Raw genomic sequence first — 14,901 nt, forward strand, 5'->3', positions numbered from 1 at the left:
GCGCGGCCCAGGGGCACGAGATCGCGGAGCGGCTGCGCGCGGCGCTTGCCCATACCCCCGTGGTCCTGCCCACCGCCACGCTCGGCGTCACCGTCTCGGTCGGCGTCACCGTCTGGCAGGCGGGCGAGGGCTTCGAGGAGGCGCTGATGCGGGCCGACCAGGGCCTCTACCTCGCCAAGCGGGCGGGCCGGAACCGGGTGGTCTACGTCCCCGCCTGATACCGGATCACGCGCGGGATTGGCGGGGCGGCCGCGCGCCGGGGGGAAACCCACACCACCTCAGCGCTGCTTCGGGTCCAGCACGTCACGCAGTCCGTCGCCCAGCAGGTTGAAGGCGAGGCTGGCCACGAAGATGGCGATGCCCGGGATCACCGGCACCCACCACTGCTCCAGCACGAAGCGGCGCGCCGTCGCGATCATCGTGCCCCATTCCGGCAGCGGCGGCTGTGCCCCCAGCCCCAGGAAGCCCAGACCGGCGGCGGTCAGGATGATCGAGGCCATGTCCAGCGTCACCCGCACCGTCAGGGAGGGGATGCACATCGGCGCCACATGCCGCAGCACCACCCGGATCGGCGAGGCGCCGGACAGGCGCACCGCGGCGATGTAGTCGGTGCGGCGGATGGTCAGCGTTTCCGCCCGGGCGAGGCGGGCATAGGGCGGCCAGGCGGTGAGGGCGATGGCGATCACCGCACTCTCCACCCCCGGGCGCAGGGCGGCCACGAAGGCCAGCGCCAGGATCAGCCGGGGAAAGGCCAGGAAGACATCGGTGACGCGCATCAGGATGCGGTCCCAGATCCCCCCGGCATAGCCCGCGATGCAGCCCACCACGAGGCCGAGCGGCGCCACCAGCACCACCACCGCGACCACCATACCGAGCGTGATCCGCCCACCATAGAGCAGGCGCGAATAGACGTCGCGCCCCAGCTCGTCCGTGCCCAGCCAGTGCTGCGCCGACCAGGGCTGCAACCGGTTGGCGAGGTCCTGGATGTTCGGGTCGTGGGTCGCCAGCACCGGCGCCAGCAGCGAGAGCGCGAGCAGCAGAACCACCACGATCAGCCCGGCCATGGCCAGCGGGTTGCGGCGGAAGGCCAGCCAGGCCTGGTAGCGCTGCCCCCAGGCGGCCTGGCGGCGGGATTCCGGGGCCGGCGAGAGCAGCCAGGCGCGGGAGAAGGTCTTGGCGGTCATCGCACGCGCGGGTCCAGCAGGCGGTAAAGCAGGTCGGAGAGCAGGTTCAGGACGACATAGATCAGCCCCACCACCAGCGTCGCGCCCAGCACCGCGTTCATGTCGGCATTCATGAGTGAGACGGTCAGGTACTGGCCGAGCCCCGGCCAGGAGAAGATCGTCTCGGTCAGCACCGCCCCTTCCAGCAGCCCGGCATAGGTGAGGAAGACCACCGTCACCAGCGGCACCGCCACGTTGGGGAAGGCATGCCCCCAGACGATGCGGAAGCCGGACAGGCCCTTGGCCCGGGCGGTGGTCACGTATTCCGAACGCAGCTCCGCCAGCATGAAGGCCCGCGTCATGCGGGCGATATAGGCGAGCGAGAAGAAGGCCAGCACCCCGGCCGGCTGCGCCAGATGCGCCACGGCGTCCCAGAACACGTCCCACTCCCCGGCCAGCGCCGCGTCGATGGTCAGCATCCCCGTGTGGACGTCGATCATGTCCTGGTAGGCGACGTTCTGTCGCCCCGGCCCCGGCAGCCAGCCCAGCTTCGCATAGAAGACCAGCAGGCTGACCAACCCCAGCACGAAGACGGGGATGGAATGCCCCGACAGGCTGAAGAGCCGCACCGCCTGGTCCACTGCCCTGCCCTGCCGGCTGGCGGCCCAGACGCCGAGCGGCACGCCGATCAGCACCGCCAGGATGATCGCCACCGTGGCCAGTTCGAAGGTCGCCGGGAAGAAGTTGGCGATGTCCCGCGTCACGGTGTTGGAGGTCATCACCGACCGGCCCAGGTCGCCATGCAGCAACTGGCCCAGGTAGCGGACGAACTGCACCGGCAGGGGCTGGTCGAGGCCCAGCTCCAGCCGGGTCCGCTCCACCACGTCCTGCGGCGCGCGGTCGCCCACGATGGCGATGACGGGGTCGATCGGCATGACCCGCCCGATGAAGAAGGTCACCAGGGTCAGGCCGAACAGGGTGATCGGGACGCTGGCAAGGGTGGCCGCCAGCGCCTTCAGGCGTGCGCGGCCGGGGCTCAACGGAGCCCTCCTCCGCGCGAGGAATGGGGTGTCACGATTTGCTGATACCGGCGTAGGAGGTCTGGTCGCTCATCACGCCGAGCCTCATGCCCGAAACCCCGGCCCGCGTCACGGCCACTTCGATCGCCTGGAGCAGGATGACGAAGGGGCTGGACTGCTGGTGGTCCCGCTGCAACGCCTCGTAGAGCGCGGCCCGCTTCTCCCCGTCGCCCTCGCGCAGCGCCTCGACCGTCCGCTTCGACAGGTCCGGGATGGGCCAGGAGGCCCGCCAGGCCAGGGTCCGGTTCCGGGCGTCGTCGCTGTTGTCCGTGTTGATGCTGAAGGCCTCGGCATTGCTGTGCGGGTCGAAATAGTCGCTGCCCCAGTAGACCAGGGCGATGTCGTGCTGCCGGGCGCGGGTCTTGGTGATCACCTGCCGCTGCTCTGCCGGCAGCATGCGGGCGCGGATGCCGATGGCGGCGAGGTTGGCCTGGATCGCCTGGGCGATGTCGGCATAGGGCGAGACGGAGAAGTAGTCGAAGCCGATCTCGAACCCCTCCGGATGCCCCGCCTCGGCCAGCAGGGCCTTCGCCTTCGCCACATCGGCCTGGAAGGGCTTCTCGGTCAGCGCGCCGGGCAGGCCCTCGGGCAGGAAGGCCTGGTGGACGGCATAGGTCGAGGGGACGATGTTCTTCTGGATGCCGGCATAGTCGATCGCCCACTTGATCGCCTGCCGCACCTGGGGCTTCGCCAGAAAGGGGTTCTTCTGGTTCAGCGACAGGAACATCACCATCGCCCGCCGCTGTTCCAGGATGCGGAAGCGGTCATTGCCCTGCAACCCCTTGATCTGGTCGGCCTGCAGGTTGCGGGCCACGTCGTAATCCCCCTGCTGCAGCCCGAGGAGCTGTGCCGAGGGGTCGGCGACATGGCGGATCACCAGCCGCTTCGTCTTCGGCGGCGTCTCGCTGTGCGGATTGGCCTCCAGCGTCACGCTGTCGCTGGCCCGCCAAGCGCGCAGCATGAAGGGCCCCGAGCCCGCGGAGTTCTGCTTCAGCCAGGCATTGCCGAAATCGCCATTGGCCTCATGGGAGGCGACCACGGCCTTCTCCACCACAGCCCCCACATTGGCGGAGAGGCAATAGAGCAGGAAGCTCAGCGAGGCGGGCTCGGCCGTGGCCAGCACCACCGCGTCCGGCGCCGTGGCGCGGATCATCCCCGCCACGTTGTCCTTGGTATAGCCGAACTGGTTGATGATGAAGGCCGGGCTCTTGTTCAGCGCCACCACGCGCTGGAGCGACCAGGCCACATCCTCCGCCGTCACCGGCTTGCCGGAGGAGAAGCTCGCCCCCTTCCGCAGCCGGAAGGTGAAGCTCTTGCCGTCCGAGGAAGCCTCCCAGTGCTCGGCGAGGTCGCCGGTCAGCTTGGTCGGGTCCTTCTCGTCGTTGCGGACCAGCTTCTGGTACATGTTGCCGCAGAGCTCGTTGCCCGAGAATTCGAAGCTCTCGGCCGGGTCCAGGCTGATGATGTCGTCGATCTGCTTGGCGATCACCGCCACGCCGGGCGGCGACTGGGCCAGGGCGGAACCCTGGCCCGGCAGCAGCGCGGGCAGGGCCAGGGCGCCGGCGGAGCCGGCCAGCAGGGCACGTCGGGTGGTCATCGCTTTTGCCTCGGACCTCGCGGGGAAACCCGAGCCTAGCGCCCGGCGCGAGGCTGCCAAGCCTGTGCTTTCACGGAGGCCACCGGACCGGCGCCCACGGGGAGCGCCGGAGCCCGTCTCAGGCCTTCACGATCTCCACATAGCGGTGGCGGTCGTTCATCGGGCCCATGTCGAAGCCGCTCACGCCCTTGCGGCTGACCGAGACCTCGATCTCCTGCAACACGAAGGCGAAGGGGCCGTGCTCCTGCAGTTCCTTCTGGAGCTTCAGGTAGATCTCCGTCCGCTTCGCCGGGTCGCGCTCCTTCGCCGCGGCCACCACCTGGGCGGAGTATTCCGGGATCAGCCAGGAGGAGCGCCAGGCGGAGGTGCGGTTGCGCGCGTCGTCGCTGTTGTCCGTGTTGACCGCGAAGGTCTCGGCATTCGAGTTCGGGTCGAAGTAGTCGCTGCCCCAGCGGCTCATCGAGATCTCGTGCTGCCGGGCGCGGACGCGGGTGAGCACCTGCCGCTGCTCCGCCGGCAGCATCCGCACGCGGATGCCGATCTCGGCGAGGTTCGCCTGGATCGCCTGCGCGATGTCGCTGATGGGCGAGACCGAGGCGTAGTCGAAGGTGATCTCGAACCCGTCCGCGTGCCCCGCCTTGGCCAGCAGTGCCTTGGCCTCGGCGATCTGATGGCGGAAGGGCTTGTCGGTCAGCGCGCCCGGCAGCCCTTCCGGCAGGAAGGCCTGATGCACCGCATAGAGGTCAGGCACGATGTTCTTCTGGATGCCGTCATAGTCGATCGCCATCTTGATCGCCTGACGCACCTCCGGCTTGCTCAGGATCGGATGCTTCTGGTTCATCGCGACATAGAGCAGGCTGGCCTTGCGCTGCGACTGGACCTTGAAGCTGCTGTCCGCCTTGGTCTGCCGGATCTGATCGGAGCTCAGATTGCGCGCGATGTCGATGTCGCCGCGCTGCAGGCCGAGCATCTGCGCCGAGGGATCGGGCATGTGGCGCAGGATCACGCGCTTCGTCTTCGGCGCCACGGTGCTGTTCGGGTTGGCCTCCAGCGTCACGCTGTCGCTCGCCCGCCAGGCACGCACCGCATAGGGGCCGGAGCCCGCGGAGTTCTGCTTCAGCCAGGCATTGCCAAGGTCGCCGTTCTGCTCGTGCGACATCGCCACGGCCTTCTCCACCACGTTCCCCACCACGGCGGAGAGGCAGTAGAGCAGGAAGGTCGGCGCCGTCTCCTGCGCCGTCTGCATCACCAGCGTGCGCGGCCCGGTGGCGCGGATCATCTGCGCCACGTTGTCCTTGGTGTAGCCGAACTGGTTGATGATGAAGGCCGGGGTCTTGTTCAGGATCACCGCCCGCTGCAGCGACCAGGCCGCGTCCTCCGCCGTCACCGGCTTGCCGGAAGCGAATTTCGGCCCCTCCCGCAGCGTGAAGGTGAAGGTCTTGCCGTCCTCCGACGCCTCCCACTTCTCCGCCAGCTCGCCCACCAGCTGGGAGGGGTTGCTGTTCGGCGTGGTCACCAGCTTCTGGTACACGTTGCCGCAGATCTCGGAGCCCGTGTACTCGAAGCATTCGCCCGGATCGAGGCTGATCAGGTCGTCGATCTGCTTGGCGAAGACGATGACCCCGGACGGCGACTGGGCCTCGGCCCAGCGCGAATGGGTCATGGCGAAGGCAGCGGCGGCGGAGCCGGCCAGCAGCGCGCGGCGGGAGGCCATCATGTTGCGATCCGTTATCCAAATCGTGAAGACCGCTCCAGGATAGACCGCCCCGCGCCACCCCGCCATGGCCCGTTCGGGCGCCGGCGCCGGGGGCACGGAACGGGCATGCGGCTTTGCCGCTGGACCCGTGCCGCGCGCCATGGCACCGGCGGCGGCATGGAGTTCTGGCAATCCTTCTCGGCGGCGTCCGAGGACCCCGGCCCGCCCTACGGGCACCGCTTCCCCGCGCCGATGCCCGACGGCTCGCGCCTCTGGCTGCCGCTGCGCGACTATGGCGCCATCGCGGTGACGGGCTTCATCGCCAACCAGGCCTCCTTCGCAGTGGTACGAGCCCTGGCCGGCTGGATGGCCGAGGCGGCGCGGCCCCTGGGCGCGGAGGTGGTCTGCGGCCTGCCGACGCTGGGCCATGTCCTGGCCGCCCCGGTGGCCGAGACGCTGGGCCATTCCAACTGGGTCGCCGCCGGCTATTCGCGCAAGCGCTGGTACGGGACGGACGCCCCCTCGGTGCCTGTCTCTTCCTCCACCGCGACGGACGAGCGCCGCATCTGGCTGGACCCGCGCGTGCTGCACCGGCTCGCGGGGCGCCGCGTGCTGCTGGTGGACGACGTGATCAGCACCGGCAGCTCCGCCCTGGCCGGGCTGGCCCTGCTGGCGGCGGCGGGGGTGAGGCCGGTGGGCCTCTGCGTCGGCATGGCGCAGGGCGACCGCTGGCGCGCCTCCTGGCCTGTGGAGGTGCCGGTCGCGGCGGGCTTCGCCACGCCCTTGCTGCGCCCGGCATCCACGGGAACACCGGCCGGGACGGCAGTCAACGGGGCCCCTGGCACCGGGCCGGGCTGGGTGCCGGACGCAGCCACGCTACCTCCGGTCCTGCTGCCCGCGCCCCATGGCCTGGCCTGACCGCTCCCGCACCGGCTCCCACCAGGAAGCCTGGACCCGGGACATCTCCCGCGACAGGCGAGGCGGAAGCCGGGCTTTCCCGCATTCGTGACTTCACCGGTCCGAATTCTGTTGCGACGCACATTGCGATCCTGATGCACTGACTCCCCCTTGGTCATTCGGGAGTGTGCTGATGCGCCGTCGATCCCTGCTGATCGCTGGTGGGGCCATGGGCCTCCTGGCCCATCCCAGGCTGGCCCGCGCCGCGGAACCCGTCGACGTCGCCCTCGTGCTCGCCGTGGACGTGTCGCGCTCCATCGACGAGGACGAGGCCCGCCTGCAGCGGGAAGGCTACCGCAAGGCGGTCACCGATCCCCGCGTGGTGGCCGCGATCCGGGGCGGCATGATCGGCAGCATCGCCCTGGCCTATGTCGAATGGGCGGGCGCCGAGTACCAGAGGCTGGTGATCCCCTGGACCCAGATCGCCAGCCAGACCGATGCGGAGAACTGGGCCGGGGCGCTGGACCGCGCCCCGCGCCAGTCCCTGTCCTGGACCTCGATCTCGGGCGGCATCGACTTCTCGCACCAGTTGCTGGGCGACATGCCCTACGAGGCGATGCGCCGCGTGATCGACGTGTCCGGGGACGGGGTGAACAACAGCGGTCCGCCGGCCGAGGAGGCGCGGGACCGCGCCGTGGCGGACGGGATCGTGATCAACGGCCTGCCCATCATGAACGACCGCCCCGCCTATGGCCGCATGCCGCCTTTGCCGCTCGACCAGTACTACGCGCAAAACGTGATCGGCGGTCCCGGCGCCTTTCTCATCTCGGCCGCCGACTTCGACGCCTTCGAGAACGCCGTGCGGCGCAAGCTGGTCCGCGAGGTCGCCGGGCTGGATGGCCCCCGCATGATGCGCGGCTGAAGGCGCGGAGCCGCCCCACGCCGCCCCATGCCGACGGGGGGGGGGACCGCGGGGCAAGGCATCCGGTCCGCGCTCCCCTTCGCCGGACGCCCTCCAACCGGACACGGCCGGGCCGGCAGGGGCTCCGGGGCAGGGGAGGCCGGGCCTGCCCTCAGCGCGCCGTTTCCTCCGGCGAGATACCGAACGCCTCCAGACCCTCGGAGAGCAGGTCGCCCAGCATCTCCATGCCCGTGAGGTAGCTGGCCGCGTCGCCACGCTCGTTGCGTTCCCGCGCCAGGCGCAGCGCCTCCTCCCAGTCCTCGGCCTCGTAGTCGCCGCGCCCGATCCAGGCGAGGGCGATCAGCGCCGCCTGCTCGTCCTCGTTCAGCGCGGTGATCTGCTCCTCCAGCATCTCGGCGAGGCCCTCGGGATCGGAATCGTCGAGCGCCTCCTCGTCCTGCAGATCCTCGTTTTCCTCGTCCTCGACCAGCTCGTCCACCTGGCGGGCGGTGTCGATGATGCTCACGACGGTCGGAATCCCGATCCCGAGATCCAGGTCGTCGTCATTGTCGGGGCCGCCGGCGGGGCCGGTGCCGGTGGGGTCTGGGCGGTCGCTCATCGAGCCTACCTCTGCCGTTCGGGTTGCTGTGCCCGCCCAACGCCGAAACCAGGGCTTCGGCTTCGCGTTGGAAACGCCGATTGGAAATTGGCCACAGTCAATAGGATATGTGGCAGAATTACCATCTCAGGCGTGCGGAGTTGTATAACTGCAACAGCGGAGGGCAGACGGGATGCGGGTGGCGATGGCAGGGTTCTTTCTGATGATGTCGGGCGCGGCGATGGCCACTCCCGCGGGGTCCTCCGATGCCCCGATTCCGCCCCAGCCCGCCATGTCCTGCGACAGCGGCCTCGGTGCCCGGGGAACTGCCTTCGGCCTGCCGCAGGAGGTCGCCGCGCGCCGCACTCCGAAATCCCCTGCCAGTTCTCCCTTGCGCCCGCTGCCGCCCATCGAGGACGACGAGCCCGAGGCTACCCTGCGCCCCGCCTTCCATCTCTGCGCCGTTGGGCAGGAAGGGCCGCGCAAGGTCATCCACCGCACCTGACGCCCGGCGCCGGACCTCGCCACGCGACTCTCATCGCGGTCTCTTGACCGGGGAGGGCCAACTGGCATCCCTTGGGGCACCATGACCGACGCCCCTACCACCTTGCCGCCGGCCTTGCTGGACGCGCTCTCCACCCTGCTGGGCCCGCGCGGGCTCGTCACCGATCCCGCGGACATGGAGCCCTTCCTGTCGGACTGGCGCGGCCTCTACCACGGCGCCTCGCCGGCCCTACTGCGTCCGGCGAACACGGCGGAGCTGGCGGCGGCGATGCGGCTGCTCGGCCAGGCGGGCGTCGCCGTGGTGCCGCAGGGCGGCAACACCTCCATGGTCGGCGGCGCCATGCCGGACGAGAGCGGGCGGCAGGTGGTGCTTTCCCTGGCCCGGATGAACCGCATCCGCGACATCGACCCGGTGGACATGACCATGGTGGCGGAGGCCGGGGTGATCCTGAAGAACGCCCAGGACGCGGCCGCCGAAGCGGGCTGCCTCTTTCCGCTGTCCCTCAGCGCCGAGGGCTCCGCCACCATCGGCGGCGTGCTGGCCACCAATGCCGGCGGCAACAACACGGTCCGCTACGGCAATGCCCGCGACCTGCTGATGGGCATCGAGGTGGTCCTGCCCGATGGCAGCGTGATCGAGGGGCTGCGCCGCCTCCGCAAGGACAACACCGGCTTCGCCCTGCGCCAGCTCTTCGCCGGCTCCGAGGGCACGCTGGGCATCATCACCGCCGCCGTGCTGCGCCTCTTCCCCCGCCCCCGCACCACCGCCCTGGCCCTCTGCGCCATGGCCGACGAGGACGCGGCCCTGGCCCTGTTCCGCCGCTTCCGCGACCGGGACGAAGGCAGCGTCCGTTCCTTCGAATACATGTCCGGCGCCGGGATGGACTTCGTGACGAGCCTGATCGAGGGCGCGACCCTGCCCCTTGCCGGACGCGCCGATCACTACGTGCTGGTGGACCTCGCCTCCTCCCGCCCCGATGCCGACCTGCGCGGGCTGATGGAGGCGGTGCTGGAGGAGGCGCTGGAGGCTGGCGAGGTGCTCGACGCCGCCCTGCCGGAAAGCGAAGCCCAGGCCGCCAACCTGTGGCGGCTGCGGGAGGAACATGCCGAGGCCCAGAAGCGCGCCGGCGGGAATGTGAAGAATGATGTCTCCGTCCCGGTCTCCCGGGTGCCGGAGATGATCCGCCGCTCGGCCGAGGCCATGCGGGCCCTGGTGCCCGGCTGCCGCCCGGTGCCCTTCGGCCACATGGGCGACGGCAACATCCACATGAACGTGGTCCAGCCCGAGGGGATGGAACCCGCCGCCTTCATGGCCCGCGCCCATGACCTGATGGAGGCGGTGAACGCCGTGGTCCGCGACCTGGACGGCTCCTTCTCCGCCGAGCATGGGGTCGGGCGGCTCAAGACCGACATGCTGGCCGACTGGCGCGGCGGCGCGGAATACGAGGCGATGCGCCGGATCAAGGCGGCGCTGGACCCGCAGGGGCTGATGAACCCGGGTAAGGTCTTTCCGGGCTGAACCCGCCCGCCCCGGCCCCCGCAAGCGGCACCCATCTGCAACAGCGGGTTTCCGGGTTTCGCGAAGAAGCCATGACAAGCCTCGGAAAGGCCACGGAAAGGCTGTAGAGGCTGGCGGTTCCTGGGCGCCGATTTGCCGGCGCCCCCTCGGCTGGATAGGTTGCCCCCGCCATGTCACGGCTGGATCGTTACATCTTCCGCCAGCTCGCCGTCGCCCTCATCGCGGTCACGGTGGGGCTGGCGCTGCTCATCTGGCTGACCCAGAGCCTCCGCTTCATCGAGCTCGTGCTCGACCGGGGCCTGTCCTTTGCCGTCTTCCTGGAACTGACCGGGCTGCTGATGCCCTCCTTCTTCGCCGTGATCCTGCCGATCGCGACCTTCGTGGTGACGCTCTTCACCTATGTGCGCCTGTCCACGGACCGGGAGCTGGTGGTAATGCGCGCGGCCGGCCTGTCGCAGTGGCAGCTTTCCCGCCCCGCCCTGTACCTGGCGGCGATCGCCACCGGCCTCTGCTTCATGCTCCAGCTCTGGCTGGTGCCGATGAGCCACACCGCCTTCCGCACCTGGCAGTTCGAGATCCGCAACCAGATGGCCGCGATCCTGGTGCAGGAGGGGGTCTTCAGCAGCGTCGGCGACGACCTCACCGTCTATGCCCGGCTGCGGGAGCGCGACGGCACGCTGCGGGGGATCCTGGTGCAGGACAGCCGCGACGCCGGCGCCCCGGTGACCATCCTGGCGGAGGAAGGGCGCATCACCCAGACCCCGAGCGGACCCCGGGTGATCCTGCTCAACGGCCAGCGCCAGCAGGTGGAGCGCGTGGCCCCGCCCGCCGGCAGCCCCCCCGGAACCCCGCCCACCCTGCGCCTCGCGGTGCTCACCTTCGGCGAGAACAGCGTGGATCTGGCCCGCACCGGCCGGAGCGACGATGATTCCCGCAACCGCGATTCGCGGGAACGTTCGGTGAGCGAGCTGTTGCACCCCGACCCCGCCGAGAACCTGCCGGAGCGCGACATCCGCAAATTCTACGCCGAGGCGCACCAGCGCCTCTCGAATCCCCTGACCACCCTGTCCTTCGCCCTGGTCGGCCTGGCCACCGCCCTGGCCAGCGGCTTCCGCCGCCATGGCGGCGGCTTCGCCATCGGCGTCGGCGTCGGCACCGTGGTCGGGCTGCTGGCGCTCGGCCTGGCCGTGGGCAACCTCGCCGCCCGCAACAACGCCCTGGTGCCGCTGATCTGGCTGCACGCGGTCGGCCCCGGCCTGGTTTCCGCCTGGGTGCTGTCGGGCATGCCCGGCTGGCCGCGCCGCCGGCGGCTCGCCGCCGCATGAGCCTGCCCCTCACCTTCACCCTCTATGTGGCCCGGCGCTTCACGGCCATGGTCCTGGCCCTGCTGCTGGCGCTCACCGGGCTGGTCTCGCTGTTCGACTTCATCGAGCTGCTGCGCCGCGCCGCCACCCGGGCGGAGGCCAGCTTCGGCATCGTGGCCACGATCGGCGGGCTGCGCCTGCCCTTCATGGCCCTGCAGATCCTGCCCTTCGCCATGCTGCTGGGCGGCATCGTCGCCTTCTGGCGCCTGTCCCGCTCCTCGGAGCTGGTGGTGGCCCGCGCCGCCGGCATCTCCGCCTGGGGCTTCCTGACCGGCCCTGCGGTGGTGGCGCTGGTGATCGGCATCGTCGCCACCACCGGCATCTCGCCGCTCTCCTCCGCCATGCTGGCCCGGGCGGAACGGCTGGACGGCATCTACCTGCGCAACGCCTCCGGCATCACCGCCCTGGCGGGCGGGCGGCTCTGGCTGCGGCAGGCGGACCGGGCCCTGGACCCGCAGGGCGTCGCCATCCTGGCCGGGCGGCCGGCGGCGAACAGCAATCGGATCGAGCGCGCCGCCCTGAAGCTCGACGATGTCAGCGTCTGGCGCCTGTCGGGCGACGACAAGCCACTGGCCCGCGTCGAGGCGCCGCATGCGGAGCTGCAGAGCCATGGCGGCGTCGGCGAATGGGTGCTGGAGAACGCCGTGACCTTCGGGCAGGACCGCCGCGCCTCCGACCCCATGCGGATCGCCCTGCCCACCGACCTGACCCCCGCCCGCATCGAGGACAGCTTCGCCAGCCCCGACACCCTGTCCTTCTGGGCGCTGCCGGACTTCATCGGGGTGCTGGAATCGGCCGGCTTCTCGGCGGTGCGGCACCGCCTGCACTACCAGTCGCTGCTGGCCCTGCCGGTGCTGTGCCTGGCCATGGCGCTGCTCTCGGCCGGCTTCTCCATGCGCCAAGCCCGGCGCGGCGGCGTGGCGCAGATGCTGGGCCTCGGCGTGGCGGCGGGCTTCGCCCTCTTCGTTCTGGACCGGGTGGCGGGGGAGTTCGGCGAGACCGGCACCCTCCCCGTCGCCCTGGCCGCCTGGGCACCCGCCCTGGCCGGCCTGCTGCTGGCCCTCACCCTTTTGCTGCATCTGGAGGACGGCTGATGCGCCGACAGGCCTCACCCCGGGGAGCGTCCCGGGAGGCATCCCAGGAGGCGTCCCGGGGAGCCTTCCCCACCGCGTTCCGGGCCGCCCTCCGGCCCCCCCGCGGAAGGGCGCGGCGCCCGGCACTGCTGGGCGGCACGGCCCTCTGCCTGCTGCTCGCGGGACCGCTGGGCGCGCAGGAGACGGGCGGCACCCTGCCCATGGCCGGCGCCGGCACCACCGAGGTGCCCGCCGGAGCCCCGCCCGGCGCCAGCGCCCAGCCCTCGGCCGCGCCCAGCGCCGGCAGCGCCTTCGGCAGCCTGCTGGGCAGCCCGGCGGACCGCGACGCCCCCGTCACCTTCACCGCCGACCAGGTGGACTACGACGACAACAGCAAGGTCGTGACCGCCACCGGCCATGTCGAGGCCTGGCAGAACGAGCAGATCCTGCGCGCTGACAAGTTCACCTATAACCGCGAAACCGGCGTCGCCACGGCGGAAGGCAATGTCCAGCTCCTCCAGCCGGACGGACAGGTGCTCTTCGCCGACCGCGCCGAGCTGACGGGCAACATGAAGGACGGCGTGCTGGAAGGGGTGAGCGCCCTGCTCGCCCAGAACGGCAAGCTGGTGGCCAACGGCGCCCGCCGCACCGACCGCCCCGCCGGCGCCATCACCGACATGACGCGGCCGGTCTATTCGGCCTGCAACCTCTGCGCCGAGGACCCGACGCGCCCGCCGCTCTGGCAGATCCAGTCCCGCCTCGCCACCCGCGACGAGGAAGCCCAGCGCATCCGCTTCCGCGACGCGCAGGTGCGGCTCGACGGCTGGCCGGTCTTCTACTCGCCCTATCTCTCCATGCCCGACCCCTCGGCGCCGCGCTCCTCGGGCTTCCTCTCGCCCTCCTTCGGCCAGACGCGCTACCTCGGCGGCTTCGTCGAGCTGCCCTATTACTGGGCCATCGACGGCAGCTCCGACCTGACGCTCACGCCCACCGTCTCGACCCGCGTGCTGCCCTCGCTGGCCGCCCGCTACCGCCGGCGCTTCAACTTCGGCCAGATCGACATCCAGGGCTCGATCGGCGAGCTGGACGGCAACCAGACCAATGGCGAGAAGGGCGTCGGCAGCCATGTCTTCAGCAAGGGCAGCTTCAACATCGACGAGAACTGGCGCGTCGGCTTCAACGCCAACCGCGCCACCTCCGAGACCTATCTGCGCGCCTTCCGCTTCCCGACCCAGCGGGTGCTGACGAGCAACCTCTACGCCGAGGGCTTCTGGGGCACCGACACCTACGCCAAGATCGACGGCCGCGCCTATCAGGGCCTGCGCGACGTCGATGACGTGGGCCAGATCCCCTATGTCCTGCCCAACATCTTCGTCGAGCACGCCTTCCGTCCCGACAGCCTGGGCGGGCTGGCGACGATCGACACCTCCGACTTCTTCCTGTTCCGCACCGAGGGCACGGATACCCGCCGCCTTTCCACGCGCCTGACCTACGACCTGCCGCGCTACGGGTTGCTGGGCGACCTCTGGACCTTCAGGTTCCAGGGCGACGCCATGGGCTATTCCGTCAACGACTTCGACGATGCCCCCTTCCGCGCCTCGGTGAACAGCCGCGAGACGGCGACCGGCAATGTCCGCGCCGCCATCGACTGGCGCATGCCCTTCATCCGCTCCGCCGGCGCCTATGGCAGCCAGCTCATCGAGCCGCATGTGCAGTTCGTGACCGGCCCCGCCACCGGCCGCCAGACGCTGATCCCGAACGAGGACAGCCTCGACTTCGAGTTCACCGACGCCAATCTCTTCTCGCTGAACCGCTTCACCGGCCGCGACCGGCAGGAAGGCGGCTCCCGCATCGACGCGGCGCTGCGCTCGGCCTGGTTCTTCCCCAATGGGGGCCAGATCGAGGGGCTGGTCGGCCAGTCCTACCGCGCCTCCAAGGAGGAGGTCTTCGCGGCACGCTCCGGCCTGCGCGACGAGGTCTCCGACCTGGTCGCCCGCGTCCGCGTCTCGCCCACGCCCTGGCTGAGCGTGATCGGCCGCGGCCGCTTCGACAAGAGCAGCCTCGACCGGCAGATGATCGACGTCTCCTCGCGGCTCGATCTCGGCCCTCTGACGGGCGTGCCGGTCAGCACCACGGCCGGCTACTTCTACTCCGTGCCGAAGGACTACCTGACGCCCGCCACCTATCGGCGGGAGGTCTACGGCTCCGCCAACGTGAAGGTCGGCCAGCACTGGTCCACGGGCGCCTTCGGCCGCTACGACCTGGAGTTCAAGCGCGGCGTCTCGGTCGGCGCGAACCTCACCTACGAGGACGAGTGCCTGATCCTGGATACCCGCTTCTACAAGTCCTATGCCGAGCAGACCTCCGGCGCGCTCTATCCGTCCTCCACCACGGTGCTCATCCGCCTCGGCTTCAAGACGCTGGGCGATTTCGGCTTCCGCGCCCTCTGATGCCCTGCCTACCCGCCCTCCCCCTGCCCTTCCCGCCCCGCGGATCCGGTCCCCAGGCCC

Annotated in this window: 13 protein-coding genes; 8 read left to right on the plus strand and 5 right to left on the minus strand. The window is 70.5% G+C overall.

The window, feature by feature from the left end:
- Positions 1-218 (plus strand): diguanylate cyclase (locus ROTAS13_RS08750; protein ID WP_139323291.1); only part of this gene is annotated, 218 nt, incomplete at its 5' end.
- A 60-nt stretch (positions 219-278) separates the two neighbouring features.
- On the opposite strand, the gene ROTAS13_RS08755 is transcribed toward ROTAS13_RS08750, so the two are convergent.
- From ROTAS13_RS08755 to ROTAS13_RS08770, 4 genes are all read right to left on the minus strand, one after another.
- A complete protein-coding gene (locus tag ROTAS13_RS08755) occupies positions 279-1,184 on the minus strand; it encodes an ABC transporter permease (RefSeq protein ID WP_027281042.1) in 906 nt (301 codons plus the stop codon).
- Complete coding sequence (locus tag ROTAS13_RS08760) at positions 1,181-2,203, minus strand: ABC transporter permease (RefSeq protein WP_058389209.1); 1,023 nt, start codon at positions 2,201-2,203, stop codon at positions 1,181-1,183. Before ROTAS13_RS08760 ends, ROTAS13_RS08755 begins: the two co-directional genes overlap by 4 nt.
- A 31-nt stretch (positions 2,204-2,234) precedes the next feature.
- Positions 2,235-3,839, minus strand: coding sequence for an ABC transporter substrate-binding protein (locus ROTAS13_RS08765; RefSeq protein WP_058389210.1), 1,605 nt, complete (start codon positions 3,837-3,839; stop codon positions 2,235-2,237).
- 118 nt (positions 3,840-3,957) lie between these two features.
- Entirely contained in the window at positions 3,958-5,556 is a 1,599-nt protein-coding gene (locus tag ROTAS13_RS08770; protein ID WP_079253385.1) for an ABC transporter substrate-binding protein, read from the minus strand.
- Positions 5,557-5,661: 105 nt separating this feature from the next.
- Here ROTAS13_RS08770 and ROTAS13_RS08775 point away from each other — a divergent pair, with 105 nt between their 5' ends.
- Together ROTAS13_RS08775 and ROTAS13_RS08780 are read left to right on the plus strand one after the other, a co-directional pair.
- Positions 5,662-6,453 carry a phosphoribosyltransferase gene (locus ROTAS13_RS08775; RefSeq protein ID WP_058389211.1) on the plus strand — a complete coding sequence of 264 codons (792 nt, stop codon included), beginning with the start codon at positions 5,662-5,664 and terminating at the stop codon, positions 6,451-6,453.
- Positions 6,454-6,625: 172 nt separating this feature from the next.
- A complete protein-coding gene (locus ROTAS13_RS08780) occupies positions 6,626-7,354 on the plus strand; it encodes a DUF1194 domain-containing protein (RefSeq protein WP_037250073.1) in 729 nt (242 codons plus the stop codon).
- 151 nt (positions 7,355-7,505) lie between these two features.
- On the opposite strand, the gene ROTAS13_RS08785 is transcribed toward ROTAS13_RS08780, so the two are convergent.
- Complete coding sequence (locus ROTAS13_RS08785; protein WP_019461661.1) at positions 7,506-7,952, minus strand: DUF3775 domain-containing protein; 447 nt, start codon at positions 7,950-7,952, stop codon at positions 7,506-7,508.
- 184 nt (positions 7,953-8,136) lie between these two features.
- On the opposite strand from ROTAS13_RS08785, the gene ROTAS13_RS08790 reads away from it, so the two are divergent.
- From ROTAS13_RS08790 to ROTAS13_RS08810, 5 genes are all read left to right on the plus strand, one after another.
- Entirely contained in the window at positions 8,137-8,436 is a 300-nt protein-coding gene (locus tag ROTAS13_RS08790; RefSeq protein ID WP_126281885.1) for a hypothetical protein, read from the plus strand.
- Between the two features lie 81 nt (positions 8,437-8,517).
- Positions 8,518-9,954 carry an FAD-binding oxidoreductase gene (locus tag ROTAS13_RS08795; protein WP_058389213.1) on the plus strand — a complete coding sequence of 479 codons (1,437 nt, stop codon included), beginning with the start codon at positions 8,518-8,520 and terminating at the stop codon, positions 9,952-9,954.
- A 170-nt stretch (positions 9,955-10,124) separates the two neighbouring features.
- Entirely contained in the window at positions 10,125-11,279 is a 1,155-nt protein-coding gene (lptF, locus tag ROTAS13_RS08800) for an LPS export ABC transporter permease LptF (RefSeq protein WP_019461664.1), read from the plus strand.
- A complete protein-coding gene (gene lptG / locus ROTAS13_RS08805) occupies positions 11,276-12,412 on the plus strand; it encodes an LPS export ABC transporter permease LptG (RefSeq protein WP_058389214.1) in 1,137 nt (378 codons plus the stop codon). Before lptF ends, lptG begins: the two co-directional genes overlap by 4 nt.
- On the plus strand, positions 12,412-14,841 hold the full coding sequence (locus tag ROTAS13_RS08810; protein ID WP_226946133.1) for an LPS-assembly protein LptD: 2,430 nt from the start codon (positions 12,412-12,414) through the stop codon (positions 14,839-14,841). Before lptG ends, ROTAS13_RS08810 begins: the two co-directional genes overlap by 1 nt.
- Positions 14,842-14,901: the final 60 nt, after the last annotated feature.

The organism is Roseomonas sp. TAS13, assembly GCF_001950415.1.
Taxonomy (GTDB): Bacteria; Pseudomonadota; Alphaproteobacteria; order Acetobacterales; family Acetobacteraceae; genus Roseomonas; species Roseomonas mucosa.

Bases quoted from the DNA above. Each gene is read 5' to 3' on its own strand.
- ROTAS13_RS08810 (WP_226946133.1), top strand. From the start codon at position 12,412: ATGCGCCGACAGGCCTCACCCCGGGGAGCGTCCCGGGAGGCATCCCAG.
- ROTAS13_RS08780 (WP_037250073.1), top strand. From the start codon at position 6,626: ATGCGCCGTCGATCCCTGCTGATCGCTGGTGGGGCCATGGGCCTCCTG.
- lptF (WP_019461664.1), top strand. From the start codon at position 10,125: ATGTCACGGCTGGATCGTTACATCTTCCGCCAGCTCGCCGTCGCCCTC.
- ROTAS13_RS08795 (WP_058389213.1), top strand. From the start codon at position 8,518: ATGACCGACGCCCCTACCACCTTGCCGCCGGCCTTGCTGGACGCGCTC.
- lptG (WP_058389214.1), top strand. From the start codon at position 11,276: ATGAGCCTGCCCCTCACCTTCACCCTCTATGTGGCCCGGCGCTTCACG.
- ROTAS13_RS08775 (WP_058389211.1), top strand. From the start codon at position 5,662: ATGCGGCTTTGCCGCTGGACCCGTGCCGCGCGCCATGGCACCGGCGGC.
- ROTAS13_RS08785 (WP_019461661.1), bottom strand. From the start codon at position 7,952: ATGAGCGACCGCCCAGACCCCACCGGCACCGGCCCCGCCGGCGGCCCC.
- ROTAS13_RS08770 (WP_079253385.1), bottom strand. From the start codon at position 5,556: ATGATGGCCTCCCGCCGCGCGCTGCTGGCCGGCTCCGCCGCCGCTGCC.
- ROTAS13_RS08765 (WP_058389210.1), bottom strand. From the start codon at position 3,839: ATGACCACCCGACGTGCCCTGCTGGCCGGCTCCGCCGGCGCCCTGGCC.
- ROTAS13_RS08790 (WP_126281885.1), top strand. From the start codon at position 8,137: ATGGCAGGGTTCTTTCTGATGATGTCGGGCGCGGCGATGGCCACTCCC.
- ROTAS13_RS08755 (WP_027281042.1), bottom strand. From the start codon at position 1,184: ATGACCGCCAAGACCTTCTCCCGCGCCTGGCTGCTCTCGCCGGCCCCG.